The sequence below is a fragment of the Pseudonocardia nigra genome (assembly GCF_019396355.1).
Classification (GTDB): Bacteria; Actinomycetota; Actinomycetes; order Mycobacteriales; family Pseudonocardiaceae; genus Pseudonocardia; species Pseudonocardia nigra.
Genome location: NZ_JAHKRK010000002.1, coordinates 26490 through 45661, shown reverse-complemented (window position 1 = coordinate 45661; position 19172 = coordinate 26490). Strand labels below are relative to the sequence as shown.

Here is a 19172-nt window from a genome sequence, read left to right as displayed (position 1 = left end):
CGGCTCGATTTCGTCAGACAAACAACGCAAAGAGACATTATTCAGTGGTTGTACGGCACTGGTCAAGGCTCCTACGGTTCCCCCGCCGGTCAGCACAGCGAGGTGGGAGATGACAGGAGAAGCACTGCTGACGATGCGCGGCATCGTCAAGCAGTTCCCGGGGGTACGGGCCCTGGACGGGGTCGATCTCGACGTCGCCGCGGGCGAGGTGCATTGCCTGCTCGGCCAGAACGGCGCCGGGAAGTCGACCTTGATCAAGGTGCTGGCGGGAGCGCACCGCCCGGACGCCGGCGAGATCGTGTGGGCGGGCAGGCCCGTCGCATTCGGTTCGCCGCAGGCCGCCGACGCGGCCGGGATCGCCACCATCTACCAGGAGCTGGACCTCGTGCCCGGGCTCTCGGTGGCCGGGAACGTGGTGCTCGGCCACGAGCCGTCGCGGCTGGGCTTCAGCAGGCTGCGCGACGCCGAGGAGACCACCCGGAAGCTGCTGGCGCGCCTCGGGCACCCCGAGATCTCCCCACGCCGGGAGCTCGGCCGGCTGTCGGCGGCGGGTCAGCAGGTGGTGAGCATGGCGCGGGCGCTGGCCCGGGACGCCCGCCTGATCGTCATGGACGAGCCGTCGGCCGTGCTCGACCCGGAGGAGGTGCAGAACCTGTTCCGGGTGATCCGCGAGCTCACCGCCGACGGCGTGGCCGTCGTCTACATCTCCCACCGCCTCGAGGAGATCCGCGAGATCGGCGACCGCGTCACCGTGCTCAAGGACGGAGCCACGGTGGCCCGCAACCTCCCGGCCCGCACGACGCCGACGGCCGAGGTGATCCGCCTGATGACGGGCCGGTCCATCGAGTACGTCTTCCCGGAGCGGCCGCAGGCCCCGGCGGGCGACGTGGTGCTGGAGGTCGAAAGCCTGGCCCGCACGGGCGAGTTCGCCGACGTCTCGTTCACCGTGCGCGCCGGGGAGGTCGTCGGGCTGGCCGGGCTCGTTGGGTCGGGCCGCTCGGAGATCATCGAGACGGTCTACGGAGCCCGCAAGGCGAGCGCAGGGCGGGTCCGGGTGCGCGGCACGGCGCTGCGCGCCGGGTCGGTGCCCGCCGCGGTGCGCGCCGGCATGGGGCTGGCCCCCGAGGAGCGCAAGAGCCAGGGCCTGCTGATGGCCGAGCCGGTGTACCGCAACGTCTCGTTGCCCGCGCTCGCCCGGTTCGCCCGCGGCGGGTTCTTGGGCCGCGAGGCCGACCTGGCGGCGGCGGGTGGGGTCACCGCGCAGCTCGACGTGCGCCCGGCCGACCCGACCCGGCCGGTCCGCACGCTGTCGGGCGGCAACCAGCAGAAGGTGGTGCTGGCCCGCTGGCTGCTGCAGGGCTGCTCGGTGCTGCTGCTGGACGAACCCACCCGCGGCGTCGACGTCGGCGCGCGCAGCGAGATCTACGCGTTGATCCGCGAGCTGGCCGCCCAGGGCGTCGCCGTGGTGCTGGTGTCGAGCGAGGTGCCCGAGGTGCTGGGGCTCGCCGACCGGGTGCTGGTGGTCCGCGAGGGCCGGGTGGTGCACGAGGCGCCGAGCGCCGAACTGGACGAGAGCCGCGTGCTCGACCTGGTGATGGAAGGAAGTGCGGCATGAGTGACCAGGGGGCGACCGTCCCGGTCGACGAGCGGAAGGAGACGGCGCGGCCCGCCCGCCCGCCTACGGCCACCGGGTCGGCGTGGAGTCGGCTGCTCGACAGCGGCGCGGGGCGCAACCTCGGCCTCGTCGCGGTGCTCGTGCTGCTCGGCGTGGTGGGCGTCGCGACCGCGGACACGTTCCTCACCAGCGCGAACCTGCTGACGATCCTCACCTCGGCCTCGATCATCGGGGTGCTCACCGTCGGGGTCACGTTCGTGATCATCGGTGGCGGCATCGACCTGTCGGTCGGCAAGGTGATGGCGCTGGCCTCGGTGTGGGCCACCACCGTGGCCACCCAGTCCTATGGGCCGCTGGTGATGGTGTTCTGCGCGCTCGCCGTCGGCGCGGGCGCCGGGCTGATCAACGGGCTGCTGATCGCCTACGGCCGGATCGTCCCGTTCATCGTCACGCTCGCCATGCTGATCTCCGCGCAGGGCCTGGCCGAGCGCATCTCCGACCGGCGCAGCCAGATCGTCACCAACCCGACGATCGCCGCGATCGCGACGACCCGGCTGTTCGGCATCCCGCTGCTGGTCTACATCTTCGCGGCGGTGGTGGCGGTCGGCTGGGTGGTGCTCAACCGCACCACGTTCGGCCGCCGCACGTTCGCGATCGGCGGCAACCCCGAGGCGGCCAGGCTCGCAGGGCTCGACGTCAAGCGGCACACGATCCTGCTCTACGTCGTCTCCGGCCTGTGCGCCGGCATCGCCGCGATCATGATCGCCTCGCTGACCACCACCGGGTCGAGCACGCACGGCACGCTCTACGAGCTCGACGCGATCGCCGCGGTGATCATCGGCGGCACGCTGCTGTCCGGCGGCCGCGGCACGCTGATCGGCTCGATCCTCGGCGTGCTCGTCTTCACCACGATCACGAACCTGTTCATCCTCAACAACCTGGCAACCGAGGTCCAGAACATCGCCAAGGGCGTGATCATCGTCGTCGCCGTGCTGATCCAGGCCCGCGCCCAGCGCTCGTCGGCCACCGGCTGACCCCCTCTGCCCGTTCGACCTCCCGTTCGACAAAGGAGTCCACGATGTCCGACCACCCCCTCTCCCGCGGGCTGCGCCGCCGGGGATTCCTCACCGCCGCCCTCGGTGTCGGTGCCGGGGCCGCGCTCACCGGGTGCACCAGCAACGCGCCGGTCAACTCCGAGCAGGGGGGCGGCGGGGCGAACGCCGCCGCCGCGCCCGCGGGCGACAACGCCGAGCCCGGCACCCCGGTGACGATCGGCTTCTCGGCGCCGGCCGCCGACCACGGCTGGATCGCGGCGATCGCCAACAACGCCCAGGCGCAGGCCGAGCAGTATCCGGACGTGACGTTCGAGCCGGTCAACCCGACCAACGACATCACCCAGCAGATCGCCGCGGTGCAGACGCTGATCAACCGGCAGGTCGACGCGCTGGTGATCCTGCCCAACGACGGCTCCCAGCTCACCTCGGTGGGCCTGCAGGCGATGGACGCCGGCATCCCGGTGATCAACCTGGACCGGATCTTCGACTCGCCGCTGGCCTACCGCACGTGGATCGGCGGTGACAACTACGGCATGGGCGTGAGCGCGGGCCACTACGTCGGCCGGCGGCTGCAGGAGGCCGGGGTCGCGAACCCGGTCATCGGGGAGATCGCGGGCATCGACAACCTGCCGCTCACCCAACAGCGCAGCCAGGGCTTCACCGACGCGCTGGCCACCTACGGCTTTTCGGTGGGCCCGCGGCAGGCCGCGGACTTCACCGCTGCAGGCGGGCAGCGCGTCGCGGCGAACCTGCTGCAGGCCGCGCCGCAGCTGGACGCGCTGTGGAACCACGACGACGACCAGGGCATCGGCGTGCTCGCCGCGATCAACCAGGCCGGCCGCGACGAGTTCTTCATGGTCGGCGGGGCCGGGTCGGCCAACGCGATGCGCGAGATCCAGGCCGACACCTCGGTGCTCAAGGCGACCGTCACCTACAGCCCGTCGATGGCGTCGTCGGCGGTGTCGCTGGCCCGCCTCGTGGCGCAGGGCCGCGGGATGAGCGACCTGGCGGAGCGGGAGGTTCCGGCCTCGATCACGCTCGCCTCGGCCACGATCACGAAGGACAACGTGGAGAGCTACCTGCCGCTGGGGTTCGAGTCATGACGGCTGTACCCACGCTCGGCGTCGGGATGGTGGGCTACGCCTTCATGGGCGCGGCCCACTCGCAGGCCTGGCGCAGCGCCGCGAGGTTCTTTGACGTCCCGCTGGCCCCGGACATGGCCGTGCTGTGCGGGCGCGACGCCGCCGCGGTCACCGCGGCCGCGGACAAGCTGGGCTGGCGCTCGACCGAGACCGACTGGAAGGCGCTGCTGCGCCGCGACGACGTCGGGCTCGTCGACGTCTGCACGCCGGGCGACACGCATGCCGAGATCGCCATCGCCGCGCTCGAGGCCGGCAAGCACGTGCTGTGCGAGAAGCCGCTCGCGAACTCCGTGGACGAGGCGCGCGCGATGGTCGCCGCCGCGGAGCAGGCGCGGGCCAGGGGCGTGCGCAGCATGGTGGCGTTCAACTACCGGCGGGTGCCCGCGGTGGCGCTGGCGCGCCGGTTGGTGGAGCAGGGCCGGATCGGGCAGGTGCGCCACGTGCGGGCGAGCTACCTGCAGGACTGGATCGTCGACCCGGAGTTCCCGCTGGTCTGGCGACTGCAGAAGGAGAAGGCAGGCTCGGGGGCGCTCGGCGACATCGGCGCGCACATCGTGGACATGGCGCAGTTCGTGACCGGCGACCGGCTGACCAGGGTGTCGGCGCTGACGGAGACGTTCGTGACCGAACGCCCGCTCCCCGCCCGGAACAACGACACGGCGTCGAGCGGGCTGTCGGCGTCCGGGTCGGTCGAGCGCGGGCCGGTGACCGTGGACGACGCGGCGCTGTTCCTCGGCCGGTTCGCCGGCGGCGCCGTCGCGACGTTCGAAGCCACCCGGTTCGCCAACGGCCGCAAGAACGCGATCCGGCTGGAGATCAACGGCAGCACCGGCTCGCTCGCGTTCGACTTCGAGTCGATGAACGAGCTGTCGTTCTTCGACGGCACCGAGGACCCGTCGACGGCCGGCTTCCGGCGGATCCTGGTGACCGAGCCGACGCATCCGTACGTGGACGCGTGGTGGCCGCCGGGGCATCTGCTGGGCTACGAGCACTCGTTCACCCACGAGGTGGTGGACCTGTTGCGTGACCTCGCCGCGGGCACCGACCCAACGCCGTCGTTCGCCGATGGCCTGCAGGTGCAGCTCGTGCTCGACGCCGTGGTGCGCTCGGCGGAGGCCGGCAGCGGGTGGCAGCCGATCCCCTCCGAATCAGCGCAGGAGAAGTGATGGCGCGACCGATCACGCTGTTCACCGGGCAGTGGGCCGACCTCCCGTTCGAGGAGGTGGCCCGGCTGGCCGGCGAGTGGGGCTATGACGGGCTGGAGATCGCCTGCTGGGGCGACCACTTCGACCCGTGGGCGGCGGTGGAGGACGAGAGCTACGTGGCGGGCCGCCGCGAGATCCTCGCCGAGCACGGGCTCGAGGTGTACGCGATCTCCAACCACCTCACCGGTCAGGCCGTGTGCGACGACCCGATCGACGCACGACACGAGGCGATCCTGCCCGCACGCGTGTGGGGCGACGGGGAGCCGGAGGGCGTGCGGCAGCGGGCCGCCGAGGCAATGAAGGTGACGGCGCGAGCCGCGGCGAAGCTCGGCGTGGACACGGTCGTCGGGTTCACCGGGTCGAAGATCTGGAAGACGGTGGCGATGTTCCCGCCGACGCCGCAGTCCATGGTGGACGACGGCTACCGCGACTTCGCCGACCGCTGGAACCCGATCCTCGACGTCTTCGACGAAGTGGGCGTGCGGTTCGCCCACGAGGTGCACCCGAGCGAGATCGCCTACGACTACTGGACCACGGTGGCGGCGCTGGAGGCGGTGGGGCATCGGCCGGCGTTCGGGCTGAACTGGGACCCGAGCCACTTCGTGTGGCAGGACCTCGACCCGGTCGGGTTCCTGTGGGACTTCCGCGACCGGATCTACCACGTCGACTGCAAGGACGCGAAGCGCCAGGTCGGAAACGGGCGCAACGGGCGGATGGGGTCGCACCTGCCGTGGGCCGACCCGCGGCGCGGCTGGGACTTCGTCTCCACCGGCCACGGGGACGTCCCGTGGGAGGCGTGCTTCCGGATGCTCAACACGATCGGCTACGACGGCCCGATCTCGATCGAGTGGGAGGACGCCGGGATGGACCGGCTGGTCGGGGCGCCGGAGGCACTGCAGTTCGTGCAGCGGATGGCGTTCGACCCGCCGTCGGCGGCGTTCGACGCGGCCTTCAGCAGCAACTGATCCAATCGTTGTCGACACCCGCTGGCACCCACCCGCGGTAGTGACTTAACGTCGCCCTGTTCTCGACGGAGGCGGCCATGGTTGCAGTGGATGCGGTGCCCACGCCCGAGGGCGGCACGCCCGACGGCCCGGGGCGCGACGGCAGGGCCCGCCGTGGCTGGCGCCGGGGGCGGCAGGGTGCGGAGGCGATGGGCGCGGTCGCGCTCGCGCGGCGGGCCGCGGCCGACCTGCGCGACGGCATCGGCGGCGCGGGGGCCCCGGCGGCCGCGCGTAACCTGCGCAAGCTCCTCGGGGCGGACGCCGTGGCGTTGGCCGGGCTGCACGGCGAGCTGTCCTGGGCGGGCTACGTCCCGGAGGGGACCGCCGTGGAGGCGCTGATCGAGCGGGCGCTCGACACCGACGCGCGGGCGGCGGGCGACGGCGCGGTCGCCCTGCCCGTCCGGGCCCGCGACGGGCTGGCGGGCGTGCTCGTCGTCGTCGGCGCGGTGTCCGGCTCCGCGGTGCGTGAGGCCGCCGGGTGGGTGGAGGAGGCGCTGGAGCGGGCGCGGCTGGAGCAGTCCGCCGACGTCGCCGAGCAGGCCGAGCTGCGGGCGCTGCGGGCGGAGATCTCCCCGCACTTCGTCTACAACAGCCTCACGGCGATCGCCTCGTTCGTCAGCTCCGATCCGGAGCGCGCGCGCGACCTCATGCTCGACTTCGCCCAGTACACCCGCCACAGCCTCGCCCGGCACGGGGACTACACGACCGTCGCGGGGGAGTTCCAGGCGATCGAGGCCTACCTCGCACTCGCCCGTGCCGTCCTCGGGGAGCGGCTGCGCGTGCAGGTGCGGATCGCCCCGGAGGTCCTGCCCGTCGCCCTGCCGTACCTTGCGCTGCAGCCACTGGTCGAGAACGCCGTCCGGCACGGGGTGGAGCTGCCGGGTTCCAGCGGGCTGGTACAGGTCAGCGGCGAGGCCGACGGGACGGAGTGCGTGATCACGGTGGAGGACGACGGGCCCGGGATGGACCCCGAACACGCTGCCGCGGTGCTGGCCGGACGCGGACGCCCGGGCAGCATGGGGCTGGTGAACGTCGACCGCAGGCTCCGCACGGTGTTCGGCCCGGGCTACGGGCTCGTCATCGAGACCGCCGTCGGCGCGGGCACCCGGGTGCTGCTGCGGCTGCCGCGGTTCCAGCCCGGGGTCGTGGCGTCGTGACGCGCCCAGGGCTGCTCGTGCTGGCGGTGGACGACGTCGCGCCCGCGCTCGAGGAGCTGCGCAGGCTCCTGCTGGAGTCGCCCGACGTGGCCGACGTCGCGGTCGCGGGCGACCCGATCGCCGCGCTGCGGCTGATCCAGGCCAACCCGTTCGACGCGGTGTTCCTCGACATCTCGATGCCCGCGCTGGACGGGATGGAGCTGGCGGCGCTGCTGGCCCGCATGACCGACCCGCCGGTGATCGTGTTCGTCACCGCCTACGAGGAGCACGCGGCGTCGGCGTTCGGGATCGGGGCGGTCGACTACCTGCTCAAGCCGGTGGGGCCCGAACGGCTCGCCGCCGCGCTGGCCCGGGTGCGCCGTTTCGTGGCCTCCACCGCCGAGCCGGAGCGCGCACCGGCGCCCGTCGACGCGCTGGCCGCGGTCCCCGTGGAGCTGGCCGGGCGCACGCGCTTCGTACGGCGCGACGACGTCCGGTTCGTCGAGGCCCACGGCGACTACGTGCGGCTGCACACCCGCGACGGGGCACACCTCGTGCGGATCCCGATCTCGCGGCTGGAGGAGCACTGGCAGCCCGCGGGCTTCAGCCGGGTGCACCGCAGCTACCTGCTCGCCGTGCACGCGGTGCGGGAGCTGCGCAGCGACGTGTCCGGCGGGCTGCTCGCGCACACCGACGTCGGCGACGTCCCGGTGAGCCGCCGGCACGCGCGCGAGCTGCGCGAGCACCTGCTCGAGGCCGCCACCCGCGGGGCGTTCGAGCCGCCGGGGGGCGGGGCGCAGCGATGACCCGGCAGCGCCGCGTCGCCGTCACCAGCCCGCAGACCCGGCTCGCGCGCTCCGGTCGCCGGACCGGGGTCCCGGCTGCCGCGCCCCACCTGGCGCCCGCCGACGCCGAGCGGGCCCGCCGGATCCACCGGCGGCAGCTGCGCCTCGCGCTGGGCGTGCTCGGGCTGCTCGCCCTGCTGCTGCTCGGCCTGCCGCTGCTGCTGGCTGCACTTCCCGAGCTCGACGGCGTGCGGCTGGCCGGGATCCCGGTGTCCTGGCTGGCCGTGGCGGTGCTGCCCTACCCGGTGCTTGCCGGACTCGCCGCGTGGCAGCTGCGCCGTGCCGAGCGGATCGAACGGCCGGGGCGGACCGAACGGGCGGGGCGGCCGGGGGTGGCCGAGTGATCCTCGCGATCGTCCCCGTCCTGCTCGTGACCCTGCTCATCGGCGCGCGAGGCGTCGCCGCGATGCGGTCCACGTCGGACTTCCTCGTGGCGTCCCGGCGGATCTCCCCGACGGTCAACGCCGCCGCGGTGTCCGGGGAGTACCTGTCGGCGGCGTCGTTCCTGGGCATTGCGGGCCTCGTGGTCAAGGACGGTGTGGGCTCGCTCTGGTATGCGGTCGGGTTCACGGCCGGCTACATCGCGATGCTCGCGCTCGTCGCCGCGCCCATGCGGCGCACGGGCGCGCTGACCGTACCGGACTTCGCCGAGGCCCGGCTGGGATCGTCGGCGCTGCGCAAGCTCTCGGCGTGCGTGGTCCTGGTGATCGGCTGCCTGTACCTGGTGCCGCAGTTCACCGCCGCCGGCCAGGTGCTCGGGGTGGTGAGCGGCAGCCCGTACTGGGTGGGAGTGGTGGTCGCCGGCGCCGCGGTGAGCGTCACCCTCGCCCTGGGCGGGATGCGCGCGGCCACCTACGTGCAGGCGTTCCAGTTCGTGCTCAAGCTGGTGCTGTTCATCGTCCCGGCGATCTGGCTGGTGCTGCAGGTGGGGCCGGACACCCGCCGTGCCGCGCTCGAGCCCGTCGAGTTCGACCGGTTCGCCACGGCGACCCCGGTGCAGTTCCGGCTCGACACCGAGTTCAGCGTCGCCGAGCCCACGCCGGTCTCCGTCGGCGGCGGCCCCGAGCAGGTGCTCGCTCCCGGCCGCTACGCCGCCGAGGCCGGGAGCACCTGGCGGTTCGCGGCCGGCACCGCCGTGCCGCAGGTGGGCGGCGGGCACCCGGGCGGGCCGGACTGGGCGCGGCCACTGCTCGACCCGGGCGACTCGGGCTTCCCGGTGCTCGCGACGTGGTCGGTGCTCGTGGCGACGGTGCTGGGCACGATGGGGCTGCCGCACATCCTCATCCGGTTCCACACGAGCGCCGACGGCAGGGGCGCGCGGCGCACCGCGGCGATCACCGTCGGGCTGCTCGGGGTGTTCTACCTGTTCCCCGCGGTGTACGGGGTGCTCGGCGCGGTGCTGCTCCCCGAGCTGTACCTGTCGGGCGGCACCGACACGGTGGTCGTGGAGCTGCCGTCCCAGGTCGACCAGGGGCTCGCGGGGACGATGTTCACCGCGCTGCTCACGGCGGGCGCCTTCGCGGCTTTCCTCGCCACGTCGCTGGGCCTGCTGCTCGCGGTGTCCGGCGCGATCTCGCACGATCTCGTGCCCGGCACGCTGCGGCGGCTGCGGTTCACCCCGCTCGCGGCCGCGTCCGTCGTGGTGCTGCTGGCGCTGCCCGCGGCCCGCCTGGACGTCGGCGTGCTGGTGACCTCGGCCTTCGCGGTGGCCGCTTCCACGTTCTGCCCGCTGCTCGTGCTCGGCATCTGGTGGCGCCGGCTCACCGAGGCCGGGGCGATCACCGGCATGGTCGTCGGCCTGGTCTCCTCGGCGGGCGTGATCGGCATCGACCTGTTCCTCGGCGCACCGCCCGGGATCGCCGCGCTGCTGCTCGGGCAGCCCGCGCTGTGGTCGGTGCCGCTGGCGTTCGCCACGATGGTGGCGGTCTCGCTGCGAGGGAGACCGCCCGCATGGGCGGCGGCGGCGATGCTGCGGCTGCACCTCGACGAGGGGCAGGCCGGCGTGCGGCGATGAGTTTCCGCCCGCGCGGGTGTCTCAACCGGTATGAGCAGCGTGGGGACGGACACGGTCGCGGCGGCGGTGGCGGGCGACGAGTCGGCGTTCGGCCGGATCGTCGAGCGGCACCGGAACGAACTGCAGGTGCACTGCTACCGGATGCTCGGCTCGTTCGCCGAGGCCGAGGACCTGGTGCAGGAGACGTTCCTGCGGGCGTGGCGGCGGCGGGAGACGTACGCGGGGCGGTCCACGTTCCGCGCCTGGCTCTACAAGATCGCCACCAACGCCTGCCTCGACCACCTGGAACGCCATCCCCGGCAGCCGGTTCCGCGGCCCGGGGGGCTCCCGGCCGAGGTGACCTGGCTGCAGCCCTACCCGGACCGCCTGCTCGACCGGGCCGCGCCCGGCGCCGACGAGCCGGACGCGGTCGTCGTGGAACGCGAGACGATCGAGCTGGCCTTCCTCGTCGCCGTCCAGCACCTGCCGCCGCGGCAGCGGGCCGTGCTGATCCTGCGCGACGTACTCGGCTGGCCCGCCGCGGAGACCGCCGACCTACTCGAGGTCACCGTCGCATCGGTGAACAGCGGCCTGCAGCGGGCCCGGGCGACGCTGCGGGAGAAGCTGCCGCCCCGGCGCACCGAGTGGGCCCCGGCCGGTGCGCCGAGCGAGCGGGAGCGCGAGGTGCTGCGGCAGTTCATGGCCGCCTGCGAGCGCGCCGACGTGGCCGCGCTCGGCGCGCTGATGCGGGAGGACGCGCTGTTCACGATGCCGCCGGAGCCGGAGTGGATCCATGGCCGCGACGCGATCATCAGCAGCTGGGCCACGGCGATGGCCGGCCCGGACGCCTGGGGCGACTTCCGGTGCGTGCCCATCTGGACGAACCGGCAGCCCGCCGCCGCGAACTACCTCCGGCGCCGCGGCAACACCCAGTTTCGGGCCGTGACCATCGACGTCCTGCGGATCGAGGACGGCCTCGTCACCGAGGTCGTCACGTTCGGCAGCGAGCTGTTCCCGGCCTTCGGCCTGCCTGCGACACTCTGATGGACGGCGAGGGGCTGTCGTTCCTCGGCAGAAAGCTCGGCTCGTCGTTCGTCACCCGGGTCGTCACCATCGCGCCCGCCGACTCCCGCCCCTACGTCGAGTCCGAGTGGCGCGACGCGCTGGTGGTGGTCGAGTGCGGGGAGGTCGACCTGGAGTGCCGGGCGGGCGGGCACCGGCGGTTCGGGCGCGGAGCCGTGCTGAGCCTGACCGGGCTCGGACTGCGCGCACTGCACAACACCGGGCTGGAACCCGTGGTGCTGGTGGCGGTGTCGCGGCGGGCCGGGGGAGACGGCGAGATCGGCTGAGCGCCGGTCACTCCCCGCCGCGGAGCTTCTCCAGGCCCCTCGTGATGAGGTCGGTCAGCGGACTGATGGGCGAGCGGGGACGGCTCGGTGGGGTTGCGGCCCCGTCCACGTCGTTCTCGTCGGCCCCGGCCCCGGGTCCGGCCCCGGACCCCGCGCTGCCAGAGCTCTCACTGCCGGACTCCGCGGGGCTGGTGTCGTCGACGGAGGTGTCCTGCGCCGGCTCCGGAGCGTCGGAGGGCGGTTCCTGCTCACCGCTGTCGGCGGGTTCGGGCTGCGGCTCGGGTTCGGCCTGCGGCTCGGGTTCGGGCTGCGGCCGTGGGTCCGGCTGCGGCTGAGGGTCCGGCGCCGACTGCGGTTCGCCGCTCTCGGAGGGCGCGGGCTCGGACGGCGACTGCCCGCCGGTCGAGGGCTCCGGCTCGGGCTGCGGCTGCGGTTCGGGTTCGGGCTGCGGTTCGGGTTCGGGCTCCGGTTCGGGCTGCGGCTGCGGTTCGGGCTCGGGCTCGGGCTCGGGCTCGGGCTGTGGTTCGGGCTGCGGCTGCGGCTCGGGGTCGCTCTGCGGCTCGTCCCCGCTGCCGGAAGGGTCGGGTTCGGTCTGCGGGTCGCCGCCCGAGGACGGCTCGCCGTCCCCCGTGGGCTCGCCCTCGGGCTCGGGGCCCTCGCCCGCCGGCTCCGGCTCCGGCTCGCTGGCGGGTGCGGACGGGCCGTCCGGCTCGACGGCCGCCACACCCGGCTGCTGCTCGGGCTCGGACTCGGGAGCCTGTTCGGATCCGGGAGCCGGTTCGAGGGCCGCGGCGACGGGCGGCGGGAGGAACGCGTCGACCGTGGCGGTGGGCGGCGGCGGGAGGAGTGAGAGCGACTCCGGTCCGGCGGCCGGCGGGGGCGTGGCAGCGCGCGCGCGAGGCGCAGGCGGCGTGGCGAGGATGTTCTCGTCCTCGGCGAGCTCGTCGGGCCGGGCGGGCCCGCGCTGGGCGGGCTCGCGCTCCGAGGCGAGCGGGGCGGGGTCGCGGGGCTCGGGCGCGGGCGGGGTGACGGAGTCGAGCTCCGCGCGGAGGCGTTCCTGTTCGCGGGCGAGGTCGTCGTGGCCGTGGTCGGCCCGCACCACCGGCAGGCGGGCGCCCGCGCTCGCGATCGCGAGGGCGGCGTCGTCGCGGCGGCCCTCCCGTAGCGCCGAGCGCGCGGCGTCGAGCCCGGAGGAGACGTCGGCGGCGGCCTCGACCGACCGCGCGTACTCGGCGTAGAGGACCTTCGTGACCGGCCACAGTGCCGTGCCGGGCGTGGCCTCGGACGCCGCATCCATGGTGAGGCCCGTGCCGCCCAGCACCGCCACGACCGCGGCCGCTGCGGCGAGCCGCGCGGCGTAGGGCGTGGGTACGGCCCGGTGCCGCCCGGTGCGGGCGGGCGCCTCGGGCTCGACCGGGTCGGGCGCGGGCAGCGGGGTCGGCCGTGGGTTCGGCGCCGCAACCGGCGCGGGGACGTCCGGGTCGGACTCCACGGGAACAGCGGTTTCGGCGGGGCGGACCTCCGTGACCCACGCCGCCAGTAGGGCCACCAACTCGTCATCGACGGACTCGGCGGACCGCCCGCGGGGGGAACCGGCGGCCGCGAGGCCGGCCGCCAGTTCCTCCACCAGGTCGTCGTCCGCCCGGAGAGCTGCGAGGTCGACCGGATCGTCGGGCTCGAGCCCTTCGTCGAGATCGTCGTCGTCGCCGAGCCGCACCCGGATCCCCCGTTCGCTGACGCCGCTGCCGACCGGCCCGTCACTGACCGTAAGACTACCCGGCCGCCGAGCCCGCCGGGGTCGTCAGGGAAGGAGTCGGATCAGCGGGGGACGGCGTTTCCCTTGATGACGTCCGCGTAGAAGAATGCGCTGTCCTTGAGCGTCCGGACCTGCGTGTCGTAGTCCACGTGGACGATCCCGAAACGCTTTCCGTAGCCCCACGCCCACTCGAAGTTGTCGAGCAGGGACCAGACGTAGTACCCGGTGACGGGCGCGCCCGCCTCGATCGCCTGGTGCACCGCGGCGAGGTGGGTGCGCAGGTACTCGATGCGGCCGAGGTCGGCGACGCGGCCGTCCTCACCCATCACGTCCGGGTACGCCGCGCCGTTCTCGGTGACCATGAGCTCCAGGCCCGGCTTCTCCCGGGCGACGCGCACCAGAAGCTCGGTCATCCCGCGCGGGTCGATGCTCCAGCCCATGTCGGTCTTCGGGCCGTACTGGGTCGGGAACTCGACGTCGTCGCAGGCGATCCACGGGGTGGCGGCCTCGGCGTCACCGTGGCCGTCGGCCGTCTCCTTGGGCCGCTCGCGCGTCCAGTGCCGCACGATGGTGGGGGAGTAGTAGTTGATCCCCAGCGCGTCCAGCGGCGCGGAGATCACGTCGACGTCCCCGGGCCGGATGAACGACCAGTCGGTGACGTCCGCGGTGTCGGCGAGCACGTCGGCCGGGTAGCTGCCGTGCAGGATCGGGTCGAGGAACACCCGGTTCTGGAGCCCGTCCACGCGGCGGGCCGCGTCGGCGTCGGCCTCGGAGCCGGCCTCCGGCCGCACCCACGCCAGGTTGAGCGTGATCGCCACCTTCGACGACGGCGAGGCCTCGCGGATCGCGGCCGCGGCCAGGCCGTGGGCCAGGTTCAGGTGGTGCACCGCGGCGAGCGCGGCGGCGTCCTCCGTGCGGCCGGGGGCGTGCACGCCGCTCGCGTAGCCCAGGTAGGCGCTGCACCACGGCTCGTTGAGCGTGATGAACAGCGGCACGCGGTCGCCCAGTGCCTCGGCGACGACCCGGGCGTACTCGCCGCAGCGCTCGGCCGTGCGCCGGTCCGCCCAGCCGCCCTCGTCCTCGAGGGCCTGTGGGAGGTCCCAGTGGTACAGCGTGACCGACGGGGTGATGCCGTGGGCGAGCAGCTCGTCGACGAGGTCGGAGTAGAACTGCACGCCCTCGGGGTTCACCGGGCCGAGCGCGTCCGCGGTGACCTGCGGGGTGATCCGCGGCCACGACACCGAGAACCGGTACGAGGTGAGCCCGAGCCGCGCCATGAGGGCGACGTCCTCGCGGTAGCGGTGGTAGTGGTCGTCGGCCACGTCCCCGGTGTCCCCGTTGACGACGCGGCCGGGGGTGTGGGAGTAGGTGTCCCAGATGGACGGGGTGCGCCCGCCCTCGGCCGCCGCGCCCTCGATCTGGTAGGCCGCGGTGGCGGAGCCCCACAGGAACCCCGGTGGGAACGTCCACGCATCGGTCGACGGTGCGGCCTGGGTGGTGGTGGTCAAGGTCGTCCTTTCGTTTCCCGAGCGCTCATCTTAAGCGGTTCAGCCCTTGACGGCGCCCGCCATGATGCCGCCCACGATCTGCCGCCCGAGCAGCACGAACACGACCAGCACCGGCAGGGTGCCGATGAGCGTGCCCGCCATGATCACGGCGGTGTCCGGCACGTATCCGCTGCCGAGGTTGTTCAGCGCGACCTGCACGGTGGGGTTGGAGGAGTTCAGGGTGATGACGGGCCAGAAGAAGTCGTTCCACGCCGTCATGAAGGTGAGCATCGCGAGCACCGCCGCGCCGGGGCGCGCGATCGGCAGCACCACGCTCCAGAACGTCCGCAGCGAGGTGGCGCCGTCCATCCTCGCGGCCTCCAACAGCTCGTCCGGGAGCGCCTGGATGAGGAACTGCCGCATGAAGAACACGCCGAACGCGGTGACCAGCGACGGCAGGACGACCGAGCTGAGGTCGCCGGCCAGCCCGAGATCGGCCATGATCGAGTACAGCGGTACGACGGCGAGGCTCGGCGGGATCATCATCGTGCCCAGCGTGATCCCGAACAGCACGTTGCGGCCCCTGAAGCGCAGCTTGCCGAACGCGAATCCCGCGAGCGTGCAGAACAGCACGGTGGCGGCGGTGATGATGCTCGACACCACCAGCGAGTTCACCAGCGCAAGGCCGATGTTCTGCTGGTCGATCGCCGTGGCGATGTTGCGGAACAGGTCGGGGCCGGGCAGCAGCGGCGGCGGGAAGACGTTCATCTCCGCCATCGGCCTGCTCGCGGCCACCAGCATGTAGTAGAACGGCGCGATGAACAGCAGCGTCGTGCCCCACAGGATGGTGTAGGTCACCCAGCCCGCACGGTCCTGGCCGCCGCCGGAGTCGCGCTTGGCCTTGAGCACCGGCGGTGCGGCGGGCGCTGCAGCGGTGCGCTCGTCCACGGCGGTCATGAGAGGGCCTCCTCGCCCGCGGGCCTGCGCCTGCTCGCGAGCCACGTGTTGACCAGCACCAGGCCGACGATCAGCACGAACATCACCCACGCGACGGTGGCGGCGCGGCCGAGCTGCCCGTAGTGCCAGCCCTGTTCGTACATGAACAGCCCGATGGTCTGGTACTGGTTCACCGATCCGCCGTTGGGCGTGCCGCCGCCGAAGAGCAGCGGCTCGGCGAACAGCTGGCTGGCGCCGATCGTCGAGATGATGATCGTGAACAGGATCGTGGGGCGCAGGCCCGGGATCGTCACGTGCAGGAACTGGTGCCAGCGGTTCGCACCGTCGATCGCCGCGGCCTCGTAGAGGTCCTTGGAGATCGACTGCATGCCGGCGAGGTAGATGAGGGCGTTGTACCCGGTCCAGTGCCAGATCACGATCACCGAGATGGCGATCTGCGCGGTCCAGTCGCCGTTGCGCCAGTCGATCGGCTCGACGCCGACGAGCCCGAGCAGCCCGTTGATCACACCCTGGTCGCGGCCGAAGATCAGGGCGAAGACCAGCGTGGCGGCGGCCACCGAGGTGGCGTAGGGCATCAGCATCGCGACCCGCAGGAACGTGCGGCCGCGGAGCTTGTAGTTGAGCAGGTGGGCCAGCGCGAGGGCCAGCAGCAGCTGCGGGACGGTCGACAGGACGCCGATCGTGAACGTCTTCCACAGCGCGTTGTAGAAGGAGGGGTTGGTGAACAGCCAGACGAAGTTGTCGAGGCCGTTCCACCGCATCCGGCTGCCGAGCTTGTACTGGTGCAGGCTGATCCACGCCGTGTAGACCAGCGGGAACAGGCCGAAGGCGAAGAAGACCAGGAAGAACGGCGCCACGTAGACATACGGCGCCGACCGGCCCTCCCAGCGGTAGAGGTGGGAGCGCCAGGTCGACCGGGGTGGGGCCCCGGCCCCCGGGGGCGTCGTGCGCTCCCCGGGGGCCGGACGATCGACTTGCAGGGTCATCCGCCGTCAGCCGATCTGGTTCTGGATCTCGGTCACGGCGTTGTTCCAGGCCTCCTCGGGGCTGGTGCCCGCCGTCTCGACCGACAGCAGCGCCTGGACGATGGCCTCCTCCATGGCGCCGTCGTTCGGGCCCATCGTCTGCACCGGCGCGCTCTCGGCGGACTCGGAGAAGATCTGGCCGATCGGGGCGCCGGAGAAGTACTCGTCGGTGGTGGCGGAGACCGACTCGATGGCCTCGGTGCGCGACGGGAAGTTGCCGACCTCGGTGAAGACCTTCGCCTGCTGCTCGGGAGCGGTCAGCCACGCGATGAGCTCGCCGGCCTCCTCCTTGTGCTCGCTGACGGCCGGGATGCCCAGGTAGGAGCCGCCCCAGTTGCCGCCCTCACCGTTGGGCAGCGTGGTGACGTTCCAGAGCCCGGCGCCCGCGTCGCCCGCCTTGCCCTTGATGTAGCCCACCATCCAGGACGGGCAGGCGATCGTGGCGAACGAGCCCGAGGCGAAGCCCTGGTCCCACGCCGGGTCGAGGAACTGCTCGAGCTTCGCGGTGAGGCCGTTCTGCCCGGCCTGCGCGGCCTGGTCGAACGCCGCCCGGATCACCGGGTTGGTGTCGTAGACGGGCTCACCGGAGGCGTCGGAGTAGAGCGTCTCCTCCTGCGAGATGATCGCGTTGAACAGCCCGCCCGCGGAGTCGTGCCACGCCGCGCCCGCGGGCGCGTTGGCCTGGAACTCCCGACCGAGGGCGAGGAAGTCGTCCCAGGTCTGCATCCGGGCGGACAGCTCGGTGGGGTCGGTGGGCAGCCCGGCCGCCTGGAGCAGGTCGGTCCGGTAGCAGATCCCCATCGGGCCGATGTCGGTGCCGAGGCCGAGCACGGCGCCGTCCTCGGTGGTGGCGGCGGCGCTCTTCCACTCGACGTAGCCGTCGAGGGCGTCCGCGGCGGGGGTCTCCCGCAGGTCGGTCCAGAGGTCGGGCTGGTTGGTGGTGACGTCGGCGATGCGCGCCACCTCGATGCCCTGGACGTCGGCCACGCCGCTGCCGGACGCGAGGCGCGTCTGGAGCGCGGGCCAGTAGTTCGTCTCGCCCTGCGTGGACTCGTACCGGATGGTGACGCCGGGGTTCAGCCGCTCGTACTCCTCGAAGAGGCCCACCTCGTCGAAGCCGAACGTGCCGAACAGCGCCACGCTGAGCTCGACCGGGCCGCCCGCCGCCGCGCCGCCGCCTCCCGAGTCGCTGCTGCCCGAGTCGCTGCCGGAGCCGCATGCGGTGAGCAGCAGGCTGCTCGCGGCGACGGCCGCGATCGCGACCGACGTCCTCCGTGGGGTCTGCATTGATCCTCCAAACCGGGTGAGAGAGCGCTCTCACGACGGGAGGAGAGTCCCAGTCCGCCGAGGAAAAGTCCAGAGAGCGCTCTCTCGGCGTGACCGAACCGTGTTGTCATACACCGCTGACGAGGAGAGAACGGCCAGGTCAGGCCGTGTCGCGCAGGACGATCTCGGTGCCCATGACCACCGGTGGCTGCGGCTCACCGCGCTCGATGCCGGCGAGCAGCCGCGTGGCCAGCGCCTCGCCCATCTCGATGATCGGCTGGCGCACGGACGTGATCGAGGGCCGGGCGGACGCGCCCAGCGGGGAGTCGTCGAAGCCGATGACCGCCACGTCCTCGGGCACCCGCCGGCCCGCCTCGATCAGCACCTGCACGGCGCCGATCGCCATCAGGTCGTTGGCGGCGAACACGCCGTCGAGGTCGGGCGAGGCGGCGAGCAGCTCCCGCATCGCCCGCCGCCCGCTGCACACCGAGAAGTCGCCCTCGGCGACGCCGTGGCCGCGCAGGCCGCCGGCGGCGAGCTCGGTCTCGTAGCCCGCCAGCCGGTCGATCGACGGCGTCATGTCCATCGGTCCGCTGATCGTGGCGATCCGCCGGCACCCGCGGCCGATCAGCAGCGTCACCGCCGAGCGCGCGCCACCGACGTTGTCGGCCGAGACGTAGGGCAGGTCGGGAGACAGGAACGGCCGCCCGGCGAGGATCACCGGGATGCCGGCCTGCTGCAGCGACCGGGGGAGAGGGTCGTCCCCGTGCAGCGACACGAAGATCACCCCGTCGAGGTGGCCGCCCCGGGCGAAGCGCTCGAAGCGTTCCCGGTCCTCGGGGGTGGCGAGGATCGTGAACACCAGCTGCACGTCGTGCTCCGCCACCGCCATGTGCGCGCCGCGCAGCACGAGCGAGAAGTAGGGGTCGCCGAAGAAACGCTCCTCGGTCTCGGCCACCACGAAGGCGATCGAGTCGCTGCGCCGCGTCATGAGCGACCGGGCGGCGCGGTTGGTGACGTAGGACAGCTCGGCGGCCGCGCGCAGCACGGCCTCGCGGGCCTGCGCGCCCACGGTGGTGACCCCGGCGAGCACCCGCCCCGCCGTGGCCCGGGAGACCCCGGCCCGCGCCGCGACCTGCTCCAATGTGGGCGCCGCCCGCCCCACCGGTCGTGCTGTCATGTCCACAGCATGACACGCCGTGTCCGTGCCGGTGATCGCTCCGCGAGCTCCGCGCTCGTGTGGATGATCGCTCCGCGAGCTCGGCGCTCGTGTGGATGATCGCTCCGCGAGCTCGGCGCTCGTGTGGATGATCGCTCCGCGAGCTCGGCGCTCGTGT

17 protein-coding genes are annotated in these 19172 nt (G+C 73.1%); 11 read left to right on the top strand and 6 right to left on the bottom strand.

Annotated features, from left to right (window positions below; all coding sequences use genetic code 11):
• Positions 1 to 109 precede the first annotated feature (109 nt).
• The 11 genes from KME75_RS00895 (at position 110) to KME75_RS00845 (ending at position 11344) form a co-directional block, all read left to right on the top strand.
• Positions 110 to 1615 (top strand): sugar ABC transporter ATP-binding protein, encoded by a 1506-nt coding sequence (locus KME75_RS00895; protein WP_219412559.1) that lies wholly within the window; start codon positions 110 to 112, stop codon positions 1613 to 1615.
• On the top strand, positions 1612 to 2649 hold the full coding sequence (locus tag KME75_RS00890; protein ID WP_219412558.1) for an ABC transporter permease: 1038 nt from the start codon (positions 1612 to 1614) through the stop codon (positions 2647 to 2649). Before KME75_RS00895 ends, KME75_RS00890 begins: the two co-directional genes overlap by 4 nt.
• A gap of 44 nt (positions 2650 to 2693) precedes the next feature.
• Positions 2694 to 3773 carry a substrate-binding domain-containing protein gene (locus KME75_RS00885; RefSeq protein ID WP_219412557.1) on the top strand — a complete coding sequence of 360 codons (1080 nt, stop codon included), beginning with the start codon at positions 2694 to 2696 and terminating at the stop codon, positions 3771 to 3773.
• Positions 3770 to 4978: a Gfo/Idh/MocA family protein gene (locus tag KME75_RS00880; protein ID WP_219412556.1), complete on the top strand. Its 1209-nt coding sequence runs from the start codon at positions 3770 to 3772 to the stop codon at positions 4976 to 4978. Before KME75_RS00885 ends, KME75_RS00880 begins: the two co-directional genes overlap by 4 nt.
• Positions 4978 to 5982 (top strand): sugar phosphate isomerase/epimerase family protein, encoded by a 1005-nt coding sequence (locus KME75_RS00875; protein WP_219412555.1) that lies wholly within the window; start codon positions 4978 to 4980, stop codon positions 5980 to 5982. Before KME75_RS00880 ends, KME75_RS00875 begins: the two co-directional genes overlap by 1 nt.
• Before the next feature lie 77 nt (positions 5983 to 6059).
• Positions 6060 to 7178 (top strand): sensor histidine kinase, encoded by a 1119-nt coding sequence (locus KME75_RS00870; RefSeq protein ID WP_372452543.1) that lies wholly within the window; start codon positions 6060 to 6062, stop codon positions 7176 to 7178.
• Positions 7175 to 7963 (top strand): LytR/AlgR family response regulator transcription factor, encoded by a 789-nt coding sequence (locus KME75_RS00865; RefSeq protein WP_219412554.1) that lies wholly within the window; start codon positions 7175 to 7177, stop codon positions 7961 to 7963. The genes KME75_RS00870 and KME75_RS00865 overlap by 4 nt, the downstream gene beginning before the upstream one ends.
• Positions 7960 to 8346: a hypothetical protein gene (locus tag KME75_RS00860; RefSeq protein WP_219412553.1), complete on the top strand. Its 387-nt coding sequence runs from the start codon at positions 7960 to 7962 to the stop codon at positions 8344 to 8346. Before KME75_RS00865 ends, KME75_RS00860 begins: the two co-directional genes overlap by 4 nt.
• The gene (locus KME75_RS00855) at positions 8343 to 10016 is read left to right on the top strand and encodes a sodium/solute symporter (RefSeq protein WP_308282477.1); all 1674 of its coding nucleotides are present in this window, start codon (positions 8343 to 8345) and stop codon (positions 10014 to 10016) included. The genes KME75_RS00860 and KME75_RS00855 overlap by 4 nt, the downstream gene beginning before the upstream one ends.
• Before the next feature lie 30 nt (positions 10017 to 10046).
• Positions 10047 to 11039 carry a sigma-70 family RNA polymerase sigma factor gene (locus KME75_RS00850; RefSeq protein ID WP_219412552.1) on the top strand — a complete coding sequence of 331 codons (993 nt, stop codon included), beginning with the start codon at positions 10047 to 10049 and terminating at the stop codon, positions 11037 to 11039.
• Positions 11039 to 11344 carry a hypothetical protein gene (locus KME75_RS00845; protein WP_219412551.1) on the top strand — a complete coding sequence of 102 codons (306 nt, stop codon included), beginning with the start codon at positions 11039 to 11041 and terminating at the stop codon, positions 11342 to 11344. Before KME75_RS00850 ends, KME75_RS00845 begins: the two co-directional genes overlap by 1 nt.
• 7 nt (positions 11345 to 11351) lie before the next feature.
• Here the strand turns inward: KME75_RS00845 and KME75_RS00840 are convergent, their stop codons facing one another.
• From KME75_RS00840 to KME75_RS00815, 6 genes are all read right to left on the bottom strand, one after another.
• On the bottom strand, positions 11352 to 13061 hold the full coding sequence (locus KME75_RS00840) for a hypothetical protein (RefSeq protein ID WP_219412550.1): 1710 nt from the start codon (positions 13059 to 13061) through the stop codon (positions 11352 to 11354).
• Positions 13062 to 13162: 101 nt separating this feature from the next.
• The gene (locus KME75_RS00835) at positions 13163 to 14608 is read right to left on the bottom strand and encodes a glycoside hydrolase family 1 protein (protein WP_219412549.1); all 1446 of its coding nucleotides are present in this window, start codon (positions 14606 to 14608) and stop codon (positions 13163 to 13165) included.
• Between the two features lie 39 nt (positions 14609 to 14647).
• Positions 14648 to 15544, bottom strand: a complete 897-nt coding sequence (locus tag KME75_RS00830; RefSeq protein WP_219412548.1) for a carbohydrate ABC transporter permease — start codon at positions 15542 to 15544, stop codon at positions 14648 to 14650.
• Positions 15541 to 16530: a carbohydrate ABC transporter permease gene (locus KME75_RS00825; protein ID WP_219412547.1), complete on the bottom strand. Its 990-nt coding sequence runs from the start codon at positions 16528 to 16530 to the stop codon at positions 15541 to 15543. Before KME75_RS00825 ends, KME75_RS00830 begins: the two co-directional genes overlap by 4 nt.
• Positions 16531 to 16536: 6 nt before the next feature.
• Positions 16537 to 17856 carry an extracellular solute-binding protein gene (locus KME75_RS00820; RefSeq protein ID WP_219412546.1) on the bottom strand — a complete coding sequence of 440 codons (1320 nt, stop codon included), beginning with the start codon at positions 17854 to 17856 and terminating at the stop codon, positions 16537 to 16539.
• A 139-nt stretch (positions 17857 to 17995) separates the two neighbouring features.
• Positions 17996 to 19015 (bottom strand): LacI family DNA-binding transcriptional regulator, encoded by a 1020-nt coding sequence (locus tag KME75_RS00815; RefSeq protein WP_219412545.1) that lies wholly within the window; start codon positions 19013 to 19015, stop codon positions 17996 to 17998.
• Between the last annotated feature and the right edge of the window lie 157 nt (positions 19016 to 19172).